At 59.5% G+C, this 14,362-nt stretch carries 20 protein-coding genes; 14 read left to right on the forward strand and 6 right to left on the reverse strand.

Annotated features, from left to right (window positions below):
- Window positions 1-20 precede the first annotated feature (20 nt).
- The 4 genes from ACD578_RS15765 to ACD578_RS15780 form a co-directional block, all read right to left on the reverse strand.
- Window positions 21-437: a DUF3618 domain-containing protein gene (locus ACD578_RS15765; protein WP_404286421.1), complete on the reverse strand. Its 417-nt coding sequence runs from the start codon at window positions 435-437 to the stop codon at window positions 21-23.
- A complete protein-coding gene (locus tag ACD578_RS15770) occupies window positions 437-844 on the reverse strand; it encodes a phage holin family protein (RefSeq protein WP_404286423.1) in 408 nt (135 codons plus the stop codon). The genes ACD578_RS15765 and ACD578_RS15770 overlap by 1 nt, the downstream gene beginning before the upstream one ends.
- Entirely contained in the window at window positions 841-1,368 is a 528-nt protein-coding gene (locus tag ACD578_RS15775) for a hypothetical protein (protein WP_404286425.1), read from the reverse strand. Before ACD578_RS15775 ends, ACD578_RS15770 begins: the two co-directional genes overlap by 4 nt.
- A 121-nt stretch (window positions 1,369-1,489) precedes the next feature.
- Window positions 1,490-1,876, reverse strand: a complete 387-nt coding sequence (locus ACD578_RS15780) for a helix-turn-helix domain-containing protein (RefSeq protein WP_152713671.1) — start codon at window positions 1,874-1,876, stop codon at window positions 1,490-1,492.
- Window positions 1,877-1,980: 104 nt separating this feature from the next.
- Here ACD578_RS15780 and ACD578_RS15785 point away from each other — a divergent pair, with 104 nt between their 5' ends.
- The 3 genes from ACD578_RS15785 to ACD578_RS15795 all read left to right on the forward strand — a co-directional run bounded on the left by ACD578_RS15785 (window position 1,981) and on the right by ACD578_RS15795 (window position 3,675).
- The gene (locus tag ACD578_RS15785) at window positions 1,981-2,712 is read left to right on the forward strand and encodes a LuxR family transcriptional regulator (protein WP_404286428.1); all 732 of its coding nucleotides are present in this window, start codon (window positions 1,981-1,983) and stop codon (window positions 2,710-2,712) included.
- An 83-nt stretch (window positions 2,713-2,795) separates the two neighbouring features.
- Window positions 2,796-3,440: an acyl-homoserine-lactone synthase gene (locus tag ACD578_RS15790; protein ID WP_404286430.1), complete on the forward strand. Its 645-nt coding sequence runs from the start codon at window positions 2,796-2,798 to the stop codon at window positions 3,438-3,440.
- Window positions 3,427-3,675, forward strand: a complete 249-nt coding sequence (locus tag ACD578_RS15795) for a hypothetical protein (protein ID WP_404286432.1) — start codon at window positions 3,427-3,429, stop codon at window positions 3,673-3,675. Before ACD578_RS15790 ends, ACD578_RS15795 begins: the two co-directional genes overlap by 14 nt.
- Window positions 3,676-3,755: 80 nt before the next feature.
- On the opposite strand, the gene ACD578_RS15800 is transcribed toward ACD578_RS15795, so the two are convergent.
- Window positions 3,756-4,250: a ferritin-like domain-containing protein gene (locus ACD578_RS15800; RefSeq protein ID WP_152718042.1), complete on the reverse strand. Its 495-nt coding sequence runs from the start codon at window positions 4,248-4,250 to the stop codon at window positions 3,756-3,758.
- A gap of 146 nt (window positions 4,251-4,396) precedes the next feature.
- On the opposite strand from ACD578_RS15800, the gene ACD578_RS15805 reads away from it, so the two are divergent.
- Window positions 4,397-4,648: a YgaP-like transmembrane domain gene (locus ACD578_RS15805; protein ID WP_152718046.1), complete on the forward strand. Its 252-nt coding sequence runs from the start codon at window positions 4,397-4,399 to the stop codon at window positions 4,646-4,648.
- A 61-nt stretch (window positions 4,649-4,709) separates the two neighbouring features.
- Here the strand turns inward: ACD578_RS15805 and ACD578_RS15810 are convergent, their stop codons facing one another.
- Window positions 4,710-4,976, reverse strand: coding sequence for a GlsB/YeaQ/YmgE family stress response membrane protein (locus ACD578_RS15810; protein ID WP_152718040.1), 267 nt, complete (start codon window positions 4,974-4,976; stop codon window positions 4,710-4,712).
- 145 nt (window positions 4,977-5,121) lie between these two features.
- Between ACD578_RS15810 and ACD578_RS15815 the strand changes: the two genes are divergently transcribed.
- The 10 genes from ACD578_RS15815 (at window position 5,122) to ACD578_RS15860 (ending at window position 14,317) form a co-directional block, all read left to right on the forward strand.
- On the forward strand, window positions 5,122-5,289 hold the full coding sequence (locus ACD578_RS15815) for a hypothetical protein (RefSeq protein WP_162866327.1): 168 nt from the start codon (window positions 5,122-5,124) through the stop codon (window positions 5,287-5,289).
- Between the two features lie 292 nt (window positions 5,290-5,581).
- Window positions 5,582-6,562: a tyrosine-type recombinase/integrase gene (locus ACD578_RS15820; protein WP_404286435.1), complete on the forward strand. Its 981-nt coding sequence runs from the start codon at window positions 5,582-5,584 to the stop codon at window positions 6,560-6,562.
- A 201-nt stretch (window positions 6,563-6,763) separates the two neighbouring features.
- Entirely contained in the window at window positions 6,764-7,636 is an 873-nt protein-coding gene (locus ACD578_RS15825; protein ID WP_404286437.1) for a hypothetical protein, read from the forward strand.
- Window positions 7,637-7,845: 209 nt separating this feature from the next.
- Window positions 7,846-8,067: a helix-turn-helix transcriptional regulator gene (locus ACD578_RS15830; protein WP_404286439.1), complete on the forward strand. Its 222-nt coding sequence runs from the start codon at window positions 7,846-7,848 to the stop codon at window positions 8,065-8,067.
- Window positions 8,068-8,334: 267 nt separating this feature from the next.
- The gene (locus ACD578_RS15835; protein WP_404286441.1) at window positions 8,335-8,901 is read left to right on the forward strand and encodes a hypothetical protein; all 567 of its coding nucleotides are present in this window, start codon (window positions 8,335-8,337) and stop codon (window positions 8,899-8,901) included.
- The gene (locus tag ACD578_RS15840) at window positions 8,902-10,689 is read left to right on the forward strand and encodes a DUF927 domain-containing protein (protein WP_404286442.1); all 1,788 of its coding nucleotides are present in this window, start codon (window positions 8,902-8,904) and stop codon (window positions 10,687-10,689) included.
- Window positions 10,690-10,700: 11 nt separating this feature from the next.
- Complete coding sequence (locus tag ACD578_RS15845) at window positions 10,701-11,198, forward strand: hypothetical protein (protein WP_404286444.1); 498 nt, start codon at window positions 10,701-10,703, stop codon at window positions 11,196-11,198.
- A gap of 5 nt (window positions 11,199-11,203) precedes the next feature.
- Complete coding sequence (locus tag ACD578_RS15850; protein ID WP_404286446.1) at window positions 11,204-11,503, forward strand: hypothetical protein; 300 nt, start codon at window positions 11,204-11,206, stop codon at window positions 11,501-11,503.
- A gap of 355 nt (window positions 11,504-11,858) precedes the next feature.
- On the forward strand, window positions 11,859-12,176 hold the full coding sequence (locus ACD578_RS15855; RefSeq protein WP_404286448.1) for a hypothetical protein: 318 nt from the start codon (window positions 11,859-11,861) through the stop codon (window positions 12,174-12,176).
- 413 nt (window positions 12,177-12,589) lie between these two features.
- The gene (locus ACD578_RS15860) at window positions 12,590-14,317 is read left to right on the forward strand and encodes an SGNH/GDSL hydrolase family protein (RefSeq protein WP_404286450.1); all 1,728 of its coding nucleotides are present in this window, start codon (window positions 12,590-12,592) and stop codon (window positions 14,315-14,317) included.
- Window positions 14,318-14,362 lie beyond the last annotated feature (45 nt).

The following is a 14,362-nucleotide window of genomic DNA, read 5'->3' on the forward strand; positions in this document are numbered from 1 at the left end:
GGAGACTCCTGTTCTATTTATCAAACGCGGGAATTGATGCCGGGACGCTCGAACATCGGATCAGTTGAGTGCAGAGGTGCGGCTTCCGTGCCATAGAGGCGGGAATCCTCCATCTCCATCAGGAGATGCTCTTCGGTGATCAGATCCTCGTCGGCCGCGATCAAACGGGTTCTCTGGCGTGCCGCAGACCGTCCGAGCCGGTAGGCGAGAAGCCCGACGCCCATGGCGATCAGCATGACCGGCACCGGATTGCGCCTGACGGTCTCCAGAACCGTGTCGTAGAGCGGCCCGTACGGGCCGTTCCGGGCCGTACCGAGCATGTCGTCGACGACACCGGAGACGGACATCTTGTCCTGAAGACGATCGATGGTCTGATCGAGCTGAGCGCGACTGCGCTCGATGTCTCTTTCCATCTCCTGCAGGCTCTGTGTCGTCATTATGCACCTCTTTCGGACAGGACTTCCGCATCGCGCTGGAGCGAGCGCATGGTCCGTTGCGGCATGAGCGAGGACGAGGTCATGGCGCTGCGCCCCCAAAGCCCGAGACCGATGGCGATCAGCGCGAGCACCCCGCCGACGATCAACGCGGCAAGAGCCTCCGAATTGACGACGGTGGCGAGCCACTCGACCAGGGACTCGGTCAGGAGCATGACGGCCGCAATGGCAAAGATCGCCGCCACGACGACCATGGCGAGACCCATGAAGAGAGTGCGGATGTTCTGGGAGATCTCGGTTCGGAAGAGCGTGAACTCCTTCTGCGCGAGATCGGTGGATTCCCGCAGCGCCTCACCGACGAGGCCCTGAATGGTTTGGTTGCCGTTGCCCTGCATGGCAGCCTCCGTCATGCGCCGGTTCCAGCGCGCGAGCGCTGAGCCTGCCGTGCACGGCCCTGTCCGCTCTGTGCCGGGCCTGCATTCACGCTGTCATAGCGCAGATCTTCCGCCGTGCTCTTGATGAAGCGCGCGGCAAGGAAGCCAACAGCGACGGATACGGCGGCCACGGTTGCCGGACGGCGGCGGACCACACCCTCGAACTCGTTGAAGAAGTCCGCGAAGGTGCGCTCGCGGATGGAATCCGCAAGCTGCTCCAATCCTTCGGCTGCCGTGTCGACGACAGCGCGAATGTTGGGTCGCTCATCGAAGGAATGGGTGGACTCGCGCAGGGAGGTGGCGAAGTCGGCAACGGACTGCGCAACATCGTCCTTGCGGCGGTCGACATAATCCGTCGCCTGATCCCGCGCGGAATCGATGAAGTGACGGCTGCGCTCCACTGCAGCGCCTGCGATGTCGCCGACGTCGCCCTTGAGCGCATCCCAATCCTCGTTGCCGTTGTCCTGCTGCCTGTTGGTGTTTTGCTGTCCCACGCCCATGGTCAACCTCTCTCAATCGTGAGTGAGTAACCATTAGAAGCGCGGCAGGTTCCGAACGTCCCCGAGGCTCAATGCTTTAGAGGTTGAGGCTCTCTTGCCGAGGCTCGTCGGGCGGTGCGCCCTAGCTGGCCGATGCGAGCCAGTCGACGAGGTCCGCGACCCTCCTACGGGTTTCGTCATCCTTCAGCTTCAGGAAGCCGCGCACGAGGCGGTCGCTTTCCGATCGCGTCAGGAACTCGGCCATAAGGCTGTCATCGGAGAACCCACCGGCACGCAGTCCGGGAACTCCTTCGAAGAAGAACTCGATGTTGACGTCCAGAATGCCGGCAATGTGGAGCAGACGGCTCGCGCCGATGCGGTTGACGCCCTTCTCGTATTTCTGAACCTGCTGGAACGTGAGCCCCAGGGCATCCGCGAGCTTCTCCTGGCTCATTCCGAGCATGATCCGTCGGGCCCTGACCCGGCTTCCGATATGCTTGTCGATTTCGTTGGGGGATTTCTTCTGCAACAACCGCTCCTGCCACTGCCCTTTCGGGGTTGTATGCCACTTCCAAAACTTTTGGTAGTATAGTTATTATATTAACCTGTAAGTTGTGATTATGCGAGGTATCCGTGAGCGGCCCAAGCCCTGACCACTCGACAGAAGGCTTTGATTTTATTCAAGAATTGGATCAATTGGCTACGTCTGATGAGATTGTTGATGCCATGGAGCGATCCTTTGCTCGCTTCGGCTTCGAGAACTTCATTGTGACCGGGCTGCCGCATCCGGATCAGCGGATCGAGACCTTGGTTCTGCTGAAGAAATGGCCCTTGGACTGGTACCGCCGCTACACCCATAACGGGTATGATCGCCACGATCCTGTGATCCGCCTCTGCCGGCAAACTGTCCAGCCGTTCGAATGGGCCGAGGTACCTTACGATCCAGAAACGAACCCCAAAGGGGCAGCGATCATGCGCGGGGCGGCGGAATTCGGCATGAAGCAGGGCTATTGTCTGCCGATTCACGGACTGAACGGCTTCGAGGCCTGCCTCTCCATGAGCGGCCCCCAGCTCGACCTGACGCCGCAGACCAAGCCCGCCCTTCATCTGATGGCCATTTACGCTTTCGAGCGGGCCAGGCAGGTCTTGGCTCCCTCCCCGCAGCCCAATCCATTGACTGCCCGCGAGAAGGAGACCCTGCGCTGGGCGGCCTTAGGCAAGTCCGCAGCGGATACGGGCGAGATCCTGGGCGTCACGGAAAGAACCATCACCGCCCATATAGGAAGCGCATGCCAGAAGCTGAGCGCCGCCAACAAGACCCATGCCGTGGCCCGGGCACTTCAGCACCGCCTTATCGAGATCTGACGTAAAAGCACCTGTAATTTCCTACAATGTTCAAATGCCGTCGGCCGTGAAAACTGCTCCTCGAGAAATCGGGGAGCAGGGGCATGACCTACATCCAAGTGATCACCAAGGACAACAGGACCTATTATTCAGACGTACTCGACGAGTACTTCCGCCTTCGGCACAAGGTTTTCGTCGAAGAACGAGGTTGGCACGATCTCCGGCGTCCCAATGGACGAGAGATGGATGCCTACGACAACGATCATGCCACCTATCTGATCGCGCTCGACAATGGCCGGGTCATCGGAGGCCTGAGGCTTTACCCGACTCTCCTGCCACATATGATTAGCGAAGCCTTTCCTCATCTCGTGAAAGAACGCGGCGTCCTGACCGGCAGCACCATCCTTGAATGCACGCGCTATTTCATCGTCAAGGAGCGGCGGACTGGCCGCACGGATTGTCGCCTACTAGCTGCTTTCCAGCAATTTTGCCTCGAAGAAGGCATTACCGAGGTAACCGCCGTCGTTGAGATGTGGTGGTTGCCCCGCTGGCACCAAGCCGGCTTCAAGGTGCGTCCACTTGGCATGCCGACCCTGGTCGAGGGCCAGCCCTGCATTGCGGCGGCCATTCGCATCTCCGAGGAAAGCCTGGAGCGTGTCAGCAGGTTGGCCAGCCTGCGCGGCTCCTCCCTCTCGCGGGATTCCGGCATCTCCTCGCGTCGTGATCGGGGGCCGCATGTCGCTGCCTGAAGAGAATCCTCCCCTCTCCCACCTGGTCCAGGAGGAGATGATGAACCGCGCGTCTCAAAACCTGGTACATTGTCTTGCGCAGTTCCCGCCCATCGTGCGCCTGAGGCTCCTGGCCTTCATGCATCTGGTGGAATACCCCGATACGATGAGAGCCTCGCTCGAGGTCACGCCGTCGGGATCCATGCGCCTGACATTGGACACCGAGATCGCGCCCGACACGGCCCATCGGCATTGAGAGGCGGTCGTCCGGAACGACCGCAAAAGAAGGGCCTCGCGCTCCCACGAGCGCGAGGCCCTGCCCTTGAAGAGCACCCTTCAGGCTGCCTTCGTATTTACACGAGCCTCGGCGAGCTCGGTCAGCAGCTTGTCGGTCTTCTTCTCTTCCTGAAGATTCTGATCGAGAAGCTTTGCGGCGTCGTTCAGGCCCAGTTCCTGAGCCCAGGTCTTCAGGGAGCCGTAACGGGTGATCTCGTAATGCTCGACGGCCTGCGCAGCCGCAAGAATGCCGGCATCGAGAGCCTCGCTGTCCGCGAAGTCCTCCATGACTTCCTTGCCTTCCTCGATGATGCCGTTGATGGCCTCGCACTGCACGCCGCGGGCCGGCTTGCCGAGCATCTCGAAGACCTTCTCGAGCCGCTCGATCTGGCCTTCCGTTTCCAGACGATGAGTCTCGAAAGCCTGCCGCAGCTCCTCGGATTCGGCGTTCTTGGCCATCTTCGGCAAAGCTTTCAGGATCTGCTTCTCGGCGTAGAAAACATCCTTCAAGGTATGAAGGAACAGGTCGTTCAGGGTCTTTTCCTTGGCTGCCATTGTCATGACTCCTCGTTGAGCGTGGACTCAACGAAGGTCAAGCTTCGAGGTTCCTCCCGACTTCGGCAACGGAGCGATTTGGAGGAACAACACCGCTTCGCGTCGCGTTCGGCCAAGGTCAATCAAGGAGAACCCACGTGACGAACATGATCTCGGCGAGGACAGGATCGCTGATGAATGGAGAACCCAATCTCAGCACGATCGAGCGCGGCACCTATATGTTGGCCGGTCTCGGCCTTGCGGCGGCGGCAGCCAAACCCCGCCCCAACCCGATGTTGAATATCCTGGCGCTCCTGGGCGGTTCCTATCTTGCCTGGCGCGGCTATGTCGGCAATTGCCCCGTCAAAGCAGCTCTCACCGGCTCGCACGGAAGCGACCGCATCGCTCACCACAGCTGATGCAAGAAGGGCCACAGCGAAACTGTGGCCCTCGGCATTCCGATCTCGATCCTGGGACCGATCAGTAGGATGACGTCGAACGGCGTCCGGCGATCAGGCCATAGATGAACAGCACGATAACCGCGCCGACGATGGCGCCGATGAACCCTGCCCCCTCGTCGGCCCGGTACCAGCCCAGAGCCTGCCCGAGATAGGTGGCAACGAGGGCACCCACGATGCCGAGGATGGTTGTGAGGATGAACCCGGATGGCTCGTTCCGGCCGGGCATGATCCATTTCGCGATCAGGCCAGCGACGAAGCCGATGATGATGGTCCAGATAATGCTCATGATGGGTCCCTAGTCTGCGTTGCCTTCACAGGGAACGCACATCCTCGGCTAAGGTTGCGGCGGACGGCGCTCCAAAGCGCGTTTTTCATCATCTCGCCGCACTTGCAGCGGACGCTTGCGCTTCATCCACATGGAGACGCCTGCCATGAACTCTGATGCGGAGCACTGGAATTACGAGTCCGTTCAAGCTCTTCTGTCCCTCGCGCGGGAAGGAGCCCCGGTATCGGTGATCAGCCTGAAGCTGAAACGATCGGTCACGGAGGTTCGAGCCAAGCTCAACGACCTCGGTGTCACTCCAGCCGCCGAGGTTTAGAACCCAGGACCCTGGAAGCACACACAAGAGGCTGCGGCGCACAAGGCCGCAGCCTCGAACCTTCGTCTTGCCTGAAGTAATGTAAGGAAGGAAATGGCGCGCCCGAAAGGATTCGAACCTCTGACCCCCAGATTCGTAGTCCGAGGTTAGAGGCGATAGTGGGTGATAATAGCTGTTAGTAAGCCCTTGCATTCCTGCGTAAATTCGCGATAACCTCAGTCTTAAGTGATTACCAGTGCTATTGAGTGATAGCCTAGGTGCTTACCATACGCTTACTGACAGAGGCTAGGCCTTGCGCTTCACCAAGCAGTCCATCGCGGCCTTAGCCCTTCCGGCCGGCAAGCCATACATGATCGAATGGGACAACTCCCTGCCCGGCTTTGGCATCCGGATCAATGAGGGTGGAAGCCGAGTCTGGGTGGTCCAGTACCGGGCTGGAGGCAAGAGCAAGCGTGAGACCGTCGGCAGAGTTGACGCCATTCCACTGGATGATGCCCGCAAGCTGGCAAAGGCCACTCTCGCCAAGGTTCACCTAGGGGCCGACCCGCATGCCGAGCGCGCCGCTGATAAGGCCCGTTCTGCTTTCACGCTGGAAGCCGTGTCCGAAAAATACCTGAGGAGAGCCAAGGCGAAGCTTAAGCCTCGTAGCTATGAGGAGGTTGAGCGGCACCTGAACCGGCATTGGTCTACCCTCAAAGCGCTTCCCATTCACAAGATCCGCAGGGCTGATGTCGCCCTCCGGCTTGAGGAAATAGCCTCGGAGCATGGCCCTTTCGCATCGAATCGTGCCCGCGCTTCGCTCTCTGCCCTTTTTTCCTGGGCCATGGGGGAAGGACTCGCAGAAGCCAATCCGGTCATAGGCACCAACAAGACCACCGACGAGGTATCTCGCGACCATCACCTGACCCCTGCCGAGTTGGCGGCGGTATGGTCTCATTGCAGGGATGACGATTATGGCCGGATCGTGCGTCTATTGATGCTGACCGCACAACGCCGTGAGGAGGTGGCGGCGATGTCCTGGGGTGAGTTCGATGAGAGGGACGGGCTCTGGTCGATCCCAAAGGGCAGGACAAAGAATGGCCTCCCTCATGACGTGCCCTTGAGCGCCCCTGCGATCGATACCTTGAATAGCGCGACCCGCCGTGAAGGTCGCGCGCTGGTCTTCGGAGAAGGCGCCGGAGGCTTCAAGGATGGAGCAACGCCAAGGCGTCGCTTGATAAGCGCATCAGTGAGGCCGGACTTAAGGTGCGCCCCTGGCGCCTGCATGATCTGAGGCGCACCGCAGCGACCCTTATGGCCGAAAAGCTGGGTGTGCAGCCTCACGTCGTCGAAGCGATTCTCAATCACATCTCAGGCCATAAGGCCGGTGTGGCTGGCATCTATAACCGAGCGACCTACGCAACAGAGAAGCGGGAAGCCTTGGAGCAATGGGCTTCATACCTGCGGGAACTGATCTCTTCACCCCGGACAAAGTATGATGACTGAAGAAAGCGGGAGCCTCATGCGCAGAGAAGGCGAAAGCTATGAGAAATATCTGAATATCCTCATCAAGCGCCTTCAAGAGTTACAGAACAAATCGTCTCCAGAGGGAGGAGACGAGACTGCAAGAAAGAAAGACTTCGCTGCTTATGAGGCTCTGAAATATGCCGGCGATTTAGTCGAGTTAACAGCAGGCTGGGCCATAGATCATCAAATCGGCCTAGCATTCGAAGGCTTAGAATTTGTGCCTTTAGCTCTTGGCGAGGAAAAGCAAGATCCAGACTATATCGCCGCTCGTGCGGAAGTAGATGACCATCGGCATGAAATCCGAGGTGCAGCAAGCCGGTCTGACCTAAGGTTTGCGCCACAAGTTGCGCGTCAGCTCGCGCTCAACCTGCTTGCCCCTAATGTTGGTGGCTTCCCCTATGCATTGCAGAACATGCTCATAGAAGGCCTGCGCTCCTTAGAATACGGAGAGACGCTACCGATCTTCGACCGAGAGAAGAACAACAGAAAGGTCGGCTATCGGGAGCAGCAACTACAACTCCAAGCGATCAGATTCGTCTACTACCGCATGGGGAGAGGCAAAAAGAAGCTAAAAGCAATCGAAGAAGTCACCTCCGCTTACGGGATAGAGCGCGCCGCATACTTGAACTGGGAGAAGAGGCTTAGGGCAGAGCTCGGAAATCTTACTGTTCGGCACGCAATGAACTATGCAAAGGCTTGGGGGATCTCTGAGGACGAGAACTTGAAGCTGTCCTACCAGGGTAAAGAACATTACCCTCAACCAACGCTTTGGGATCAATGGTGCGGTGACGCAACTCTGCAGAAGACCGGGAAGCTGTATCAGGCGATAATCCGAGAGTAGTTCGCAGCTATGCGTTCTGCGAACCTCAAAAACCGTTCGCAAAGTAGTTGCTTTCGAACGATGAAGTTAGTTCAGACTAATCTATAGATCGCCCCTGTTTCCGCGTTCAAAGTTATAAGATATAAGAACAGCGACATCGGTAACTCTTCTTATCATTATTAATCCCATCAACGCCCGGCACGGTGCCGCAGGCGATGGGATTAAGAGCCGTGACCAACGTTCTTGAGCAACTACCGACAGAGATTGCCCGACATCGGGTCCTAAACTCTGCTGATGCCGCCAAATTCTATGGGGTGAGCTTACCTCAATGGCGACTTCTTTATAGACGGAAAGCCGTTCCGGCTCCGATCAAGCTGAGCGAGCGCCGCTATGGCTGGCGCGTGGGCGATCTGATCGACGCCCTGGAAGCTCGGGCCCAGCAGGCCGCGTGAATCCCTCCCTCAATAGAAAAGCCCCCGACACGCAACCGGCAAAGTCTGCGTCAGGGGCTCTCTCAGGAAGTCTCTCTATGGCTACAAATAGCACAAAGCGTTCCCGGAGCAAATCCGTTCCGGCTCATCCTGGCTTGTTCATCTGGGCTGATGGCAGCTCCCCTACAATCTGCCCTGCCATCCGCGCGATCATGCGTCGGGCTCGGGTATCTGCCGCAGTCGCTACCGTCATTGCAGAACTCTCCGGCTTCGGTAGGGAGGCAGCCCATGACTGAAATCACTTCCGCTCGCACCTCTGGCACCTTCGACGCCTCGAACAATCTGCTTCCGCGCGATGTGGAGGCCTTTGTTCAGAGTGGCGTTGCTGCCGATACCCTTGCAGTCCCTGTACCAGTCCGCGCCGGCTATGTGGTCTTTGATGCGCTCGGCTTCGAGTTCGATCACCACACCAATACGGAGGCAGGCGTTCGCGCCTACCTCTTCCTGATCACGGACAATCAGAGCGTTGCCCGCGACGTGATTGCATGGGCCCCGAAGCAGAAGCGCCTTGCCACGTGGCTCGGTCGGGCCTGGGCTCTAGGCGAAGAGCAGACCTTTGCCCCTCGTCTCACTGAACATCAGGCCCTCCCGGTTTGGCGCTCTCCGATCAACTGGCTGCGAGCCGGTCGCAAGGGCGTCTGTCTCGTGCGCCCCGAGGCCGCTGTCCACTACCTCTGCGATGCTGGCCCGCTCCTCGCTGAAGATGCCATCCACGGCGCCGAGCTCAAGAAGCTCCTGACCCGCCCTGCACCACGCATCATCGTCCCCGCTTCTTCGACAAAGAAGGCCGCGTAAATGGCTGATATTCTCGACTCTGGTTACATCGAACTCACCGACGACGTGATTGATGCTCTGCCTGATGATGACAGCAAGGCCGACGGCGTCTTCTTGCCCGAGGGCTACATTCTCAACTCCAAGGGTCTGTTCCACGGTGGCGATGAGGATAAGCCCCCTCAGAGGCTCTCCGGCCCCTTCACAGTGCTCGGACTCGCCCGCGATCAGAGCGGCGATGGCTGGTCTATCGCTCTCGAGTGGAAAGATCGCGATGGGGTCGTACACCGTCACTATGTCGCCCTTGCTGATCTGATCGGAGATGGCAACGAGGCAATCAAGCCGCTGGTCGCGGGAGGATTGAAACTCTCGCCCCATGCTGACCGCCTCAAGAAGTTCAAGGCTGGCTTGGCGCAGCTGGATTGCCGCGACCGCGTGCGCTTGGTTCGCCGCAGCGGTTGGCATGGTGACTCCTTCGTGCTCCCGCATGCCACCATGGGCAGGACTTCCGGGGAAACCGTGGTCTATGACGGCCGCGCCGATGCTGCCCGGTATGCTGAGAGCGGCACCCTGGAAGAGTGGATCAAGAACGTTGCCCGGCCCGCCTCCGGCAATTCTCGCCTGATCCTGTCTATCTGCCTCGCCTTCGCTGGCCCGATTGCGGATCTCCTCAGCGATGAGGGCGGCGGCGTCCACCTTGTCGGCGCATCATCCCTTGGCAAGAGCACTGCCCTGATGGTGGCCGGTAGCGTGTGGGGTGGCGGCGGCCGGGGCGGCTTCACCCAGACGTGGAGAGCGACCGGCAATTTCCTGGAGTCGGTAGCCCGCGCTCACTCCGGTACCGCGCTGATCCTCGATGAGTTGGGAGAGCTCGACGCCAGAGAGGCAGGGGCAACCGCCTACCTGCTGACGAATGGACAGGGCAAGGGCCGCGCAACCCGGGATGCTGAGAGCCGGGCCCGCGCTGAGTGGCGCATCATGCTCCTGTCATCCGGTGAGGTGGGCCTGGGCGACAAGATTGCTGAAGGCGGAAAGCGTGCCAAGGCCGGGCAGCTCGTTCGATTGGTCGATGTGCCGGCTGACGCTGGGAAGGGCAAGGGCCTCTTTGAAGACACCAAGCAGCATGCTCCGAAGGATTTCTCTAAGAGCATGGTAGCCGCTGCTATGCGGTTCTACGGCACAGCAGGCCCGACGTTCGCCGCCTACCTCGCGGATGATCCGGACACAGTGGCGCACGTTGCCCGCGAGCGCATCAACACGATCCAGAAGAAGCTTCTCGAAGGTATCGAGGGCAGCAGCGGGCAGGCTAACCGCGTGGCTCACCGCTTCGCCCTGATCGCTGCTGCTGGCGAATTGGCCATAGCTGCCCTTGGCCTGCCCTGGAAGCAGGGAGAGGCAGAGCGCGCCGCGGCTGTGTGCTTCGAGGCCTGGCGCTCGACGTTGGGCGGCGATGGTCCCGGCGAACTTGTGGCCGCTATGGATGCGATCCGTGCTGCAGTTGAGAAGCATGGCGAAAGCCGGTTCCGCAACCTCAACGCCCTCACTCAGGATGCGCCTATCAATGGGCAGGGCATTCGGGATCTGCTCGGCTATCGGTTCGAGCGAGACGGCGCCCTCTATTGGGGTTTCACAGCTACCGGCTGGAAAGAGGTTCTGACCGGCATTGCGGATCCGAAGTCGATTGCCTGCATGCTGGCTGACAAAGGCGATCTGCTGACCACGCCATCGGACCGTCTGAACCGTCTCATGCAGAAGATCGATGGCCGCACAGTTGGCACCTACGCGGTGCGCGCCTCGGCTCTCACGTACTGATGGAGGGGCAGATGCAGGCAAGCCGCACCCCCAATCTTGAGGCCTTCAGAGCCTTCCTGAAAACCGGTCTACCTGAAAAAACACGAGTAACCGGCGTAACCGGAGTAACCGCAGATAAATCAAGCACTTCGCGGTTACTCAGCCAAGTAACCCACGTAACCGAGGGGCCGACTCCTGAAGAGGAAAAGAGGGCTCAACTCCTTGAGAGGGAAGCATTTTCAGCCGTAGAGGGCGGGGTTCATCCCACCTTTGTGGCCGGGTTCGCCAAGCTCCAGATGAGCCAGCCGGAGGGTAAAGCAGAGGCCGAGTGGCATCAGGCGATCAACGATGCGGGCCTCTTCCTCGACCGGTTTGGGGCCAAGGCCGCAGCCTTCGGATGGTCCCCGGATGATGTGTTCGCAGGGCATGGCCTCGCCTGGGCTCTGAAGGGCGCAACTGTCACCGACATCAGCACCACAGGCGCCAGCCTCTCGGATGGCCGCACCATCAAACGTACTGTGCAGGAGTAGCGTCGATGATTGAGGGCCGTAAGATCATCATTCCCTTTAATCGGCAGGAGATTGCGAGCCTCAAAGAGGCTGGAGAGATTGCGGGGCGATGTGCCGAGACGATGCGCATGTGGGCTGAGGACGGGATTGGTCGCAAAATCGGAGGCAAGTGGGCGATATCGCGTCCTGCGCTTCTGATGCGTCTTGAGGGGAATACGGCAGCCCTGAAAGCCTATTGGAAAGGCGACAGATCGAGTCCCGAGATCAGTCGCTATTTCGAAATGGCGGGCGTCCCGCTGGGATCATCGCAAGCAAAAGATCGGTAGATCAAGCTCCCAATACTCCAAGAACTTCCATTCTGTTGTGTGCCTCCACCTCTTACACTTTGTGAGATGGTGGAGGTGTTTATGATCGTCACAATCAGAGACAGGAATGACGAGTGCGGGGCTCAGTTTCCTGAAGCAATCCGCTGCCGCTTGCCGCGTGGGTTGCGGGATCGAGTCAAACAGGCCGCCCGAGTTGAGTGTGTGCCGGCCTCCGAGTTCATCCGTCGTGCCATCGGTGAGCGGATTGAGCGTCTTATCGGCAAGACCGAATGCCTTGGCCGCCGAGAGGCCCAAGCTCATGCCACTCAGTGAACCCCGCACGCACTCGGCGCGACGACAACACAGGAGCAGACACGTGTTAGATGCGTATCCCATTGAGGTTCTGGTGACGGGTGAGGAGAACGAGGAGTTCGCGTTCTCTATCCCATTAGGAGAGGGCTCTCACCTCGCCTCCGATCAATACGACCTGGAATACTCGATTACAGGCCAGCCCACCCTGACGAAGGGAAGCGGCATCACCGCAACCGTGTCCAAACTGTCGTTCCAAGCCGGACATGTCCGGCTTACTCCCGGCAAATACCCGCATCGCTGTCATGTGGTTGAGATTGCGACCGGCACGCGATCTCCCTTCTTCGACGGCTTTGTGAACATCGGTGAGGAGATGGGTCGATGAGGCTTCAGATCCGTCAAACACGCGGTCCTTCAAGCGTCAAACTGAAGTTCCTACCCGGCCTGCCTGGGCCAATGGGCCCTCAGGGACCGCAGGGCCTTCAAGGGCCGCAGGGCCTTCAAGGGCCTCAGGGCACCCAAGGCCCAAAGGGCGATCCTGGGACTGGGGCCGAAGATGCCCTCGAAAAGTCAAACAACCTCTCAGATCTGACTGACAAGGCCGAGGCTTCCCGTCAGCTCCAGTTCAAGCCATCTGCGTCGTTTGCTCCCAGATCGATCGAGAGCAAACTGGCAGATACCATTTCGATCCTTGACTTCGGAGGCTCTGACGACGGGGTCACTGATAATCTGGCAGCCTATCAGTCCGCTGCTGCCATTGTGGGAGCTAAGGGCGTCATTCGCTTCCCAAGAACGCGGGTGACAAGCGTCTATCATTTTGCGCAGAACCTATGGCCTGGCGATCGGGTCATAGACGCAGATGAAGGCGTACTGTTGCGGAATGTGCAGTTTGTCGACACAGCCACCCGCGTCCGCCGTCCTGTGAGGGTAGAGGCGGCAGAGTCAGCGGATATCCGATACCAATATGTTCTGCAGCCCGGGGTTAACCGCTCCAAGGAGGAGCGGGATTACTATATGTCCCAGGGTGACATCGTCCGTACGCCTTCCACCCCGATCGACTGCACATCGCTTCTCGTGCAGTCCACCCCATGGGCTACGGGGGATGCCTGGACTGCCGACAATACCGCGGCACTGACGGCCAACGCGGTACAGTGGAACATCACGGCCGATAATCTGCTACATGGCAGCTTCGCGCCCTTGCGCGGCGGGCTGGAACTGACCGCAGCGTTTGGGGCGAGTGACGCGAACCGCAGCGCACAATTCAACCGCGTGGCTGTCATCCGGACAACGGCAGGATATTACGCCTTCCAGACGGACGGGGAGACCACCGGCCAACTGACCTACAAGGGCCTTGGCGCCGCTATCACTCCGGCCACATGGTACGCCGTTCCTGATGCTGACACTCACGCGATCGCCAAGGGGCGCAACGCTCACTGGACGATCAGGGCCTATGATTACCGGACGTTCTCTCTCCTTCTGAACGGGGTCGAGGTCATCCCCCCGACGACGGTGCAGGGGATCATCGAATATGCCGGATATGGCGTATACGGAACCCAGGCGGGCTCGATCGGCAGCTTCGTGAACTACTGGAGTATTACCGAGCGCAGCATCGGCACCGGAAAGCCTGATGTCGTCCTTGGCGTGTCGGGTGATAGCTTGACCGCCAACCTTCATGGTGCCTGGCTGAATTGGGCGGCGGAGTATCTCGATGCTGCCTTTGGGATGCGCGTCAACGGGGTTATCAATCGGGCCATTGCAGGGAACGGGTCGGCGGCGCAGCTCGCCAAACTCCAGTCCGAAGGCCTCGGGGGTGCAACTCACTGGACAGTGTTTCTAGGGACGAATGACGCGGGCGTCACGCCTGACCAAACGGTCTCCAACGTCTCAACCATTATCAACATTGCGAAGGCGGGAGGCTGCAAGGTTCTGCTGGTCATCCCGCCGCTATTCATCCCTCGTGCGCTCGGGTTGCCGACTGGGCAGGATCCTGCCAACTCCGAGAAGCTGGCTGCGCACCGAGCGGCCTTGCTGAAACTCGCAGGGACACAGGGCGTTCCGGTGGTTGATCTGAATCAGGTGCTCGGCAGGCAATCATCGGCCCATCTCGACCTGTGGTTTGACAATATCCACCATTCGTCATTCGCCAAGCGCCTGATCGGGCTCGCGATTGCACGCGGCATTGCGGGATCGCTCATCCTGCCGATGACGCGAAGGATGCCGGAGAACGCTCTTCCGGCCGATCGGCTCATGAATGGTTGGACGGTTGCACCAGGGGCGAGCGTCTCGGTCGATGGCTGGTGCCACTTGAGTGGCCCTCTTGTCGCCGGCACGAAGACCGAGGGCACACAGGTCTATACCTTGCCAGCATCCCTGCGCCCGAAGACCACTAAGCGCTTCCTCGTCTTTGCCGATGCCAGCAAGTCGACCTTGCTTCAGATCCAGGCGAACGGAGCAATGACTGTTCATCAGCTTGACCCGACTGCAACCTATATCTCGCTCGACGGCATCAGCTACGAGTTAGCCTAGTCCTGGGGACACCCCGTCAGGATCATACAAGGACATCCCGACCGT

The sequence above is a fragment of the Microvirga sp. RSM25 genome, assembly GCF_044784385.1.
In the GTDB taxonomy this organism is placed as follows: Bacteria; Pseudomonadota; Alphaproteobacteria; order Rhizobiales; family Beijerinckiaceae; genus Microvirga; species Microvirga tunisiensis.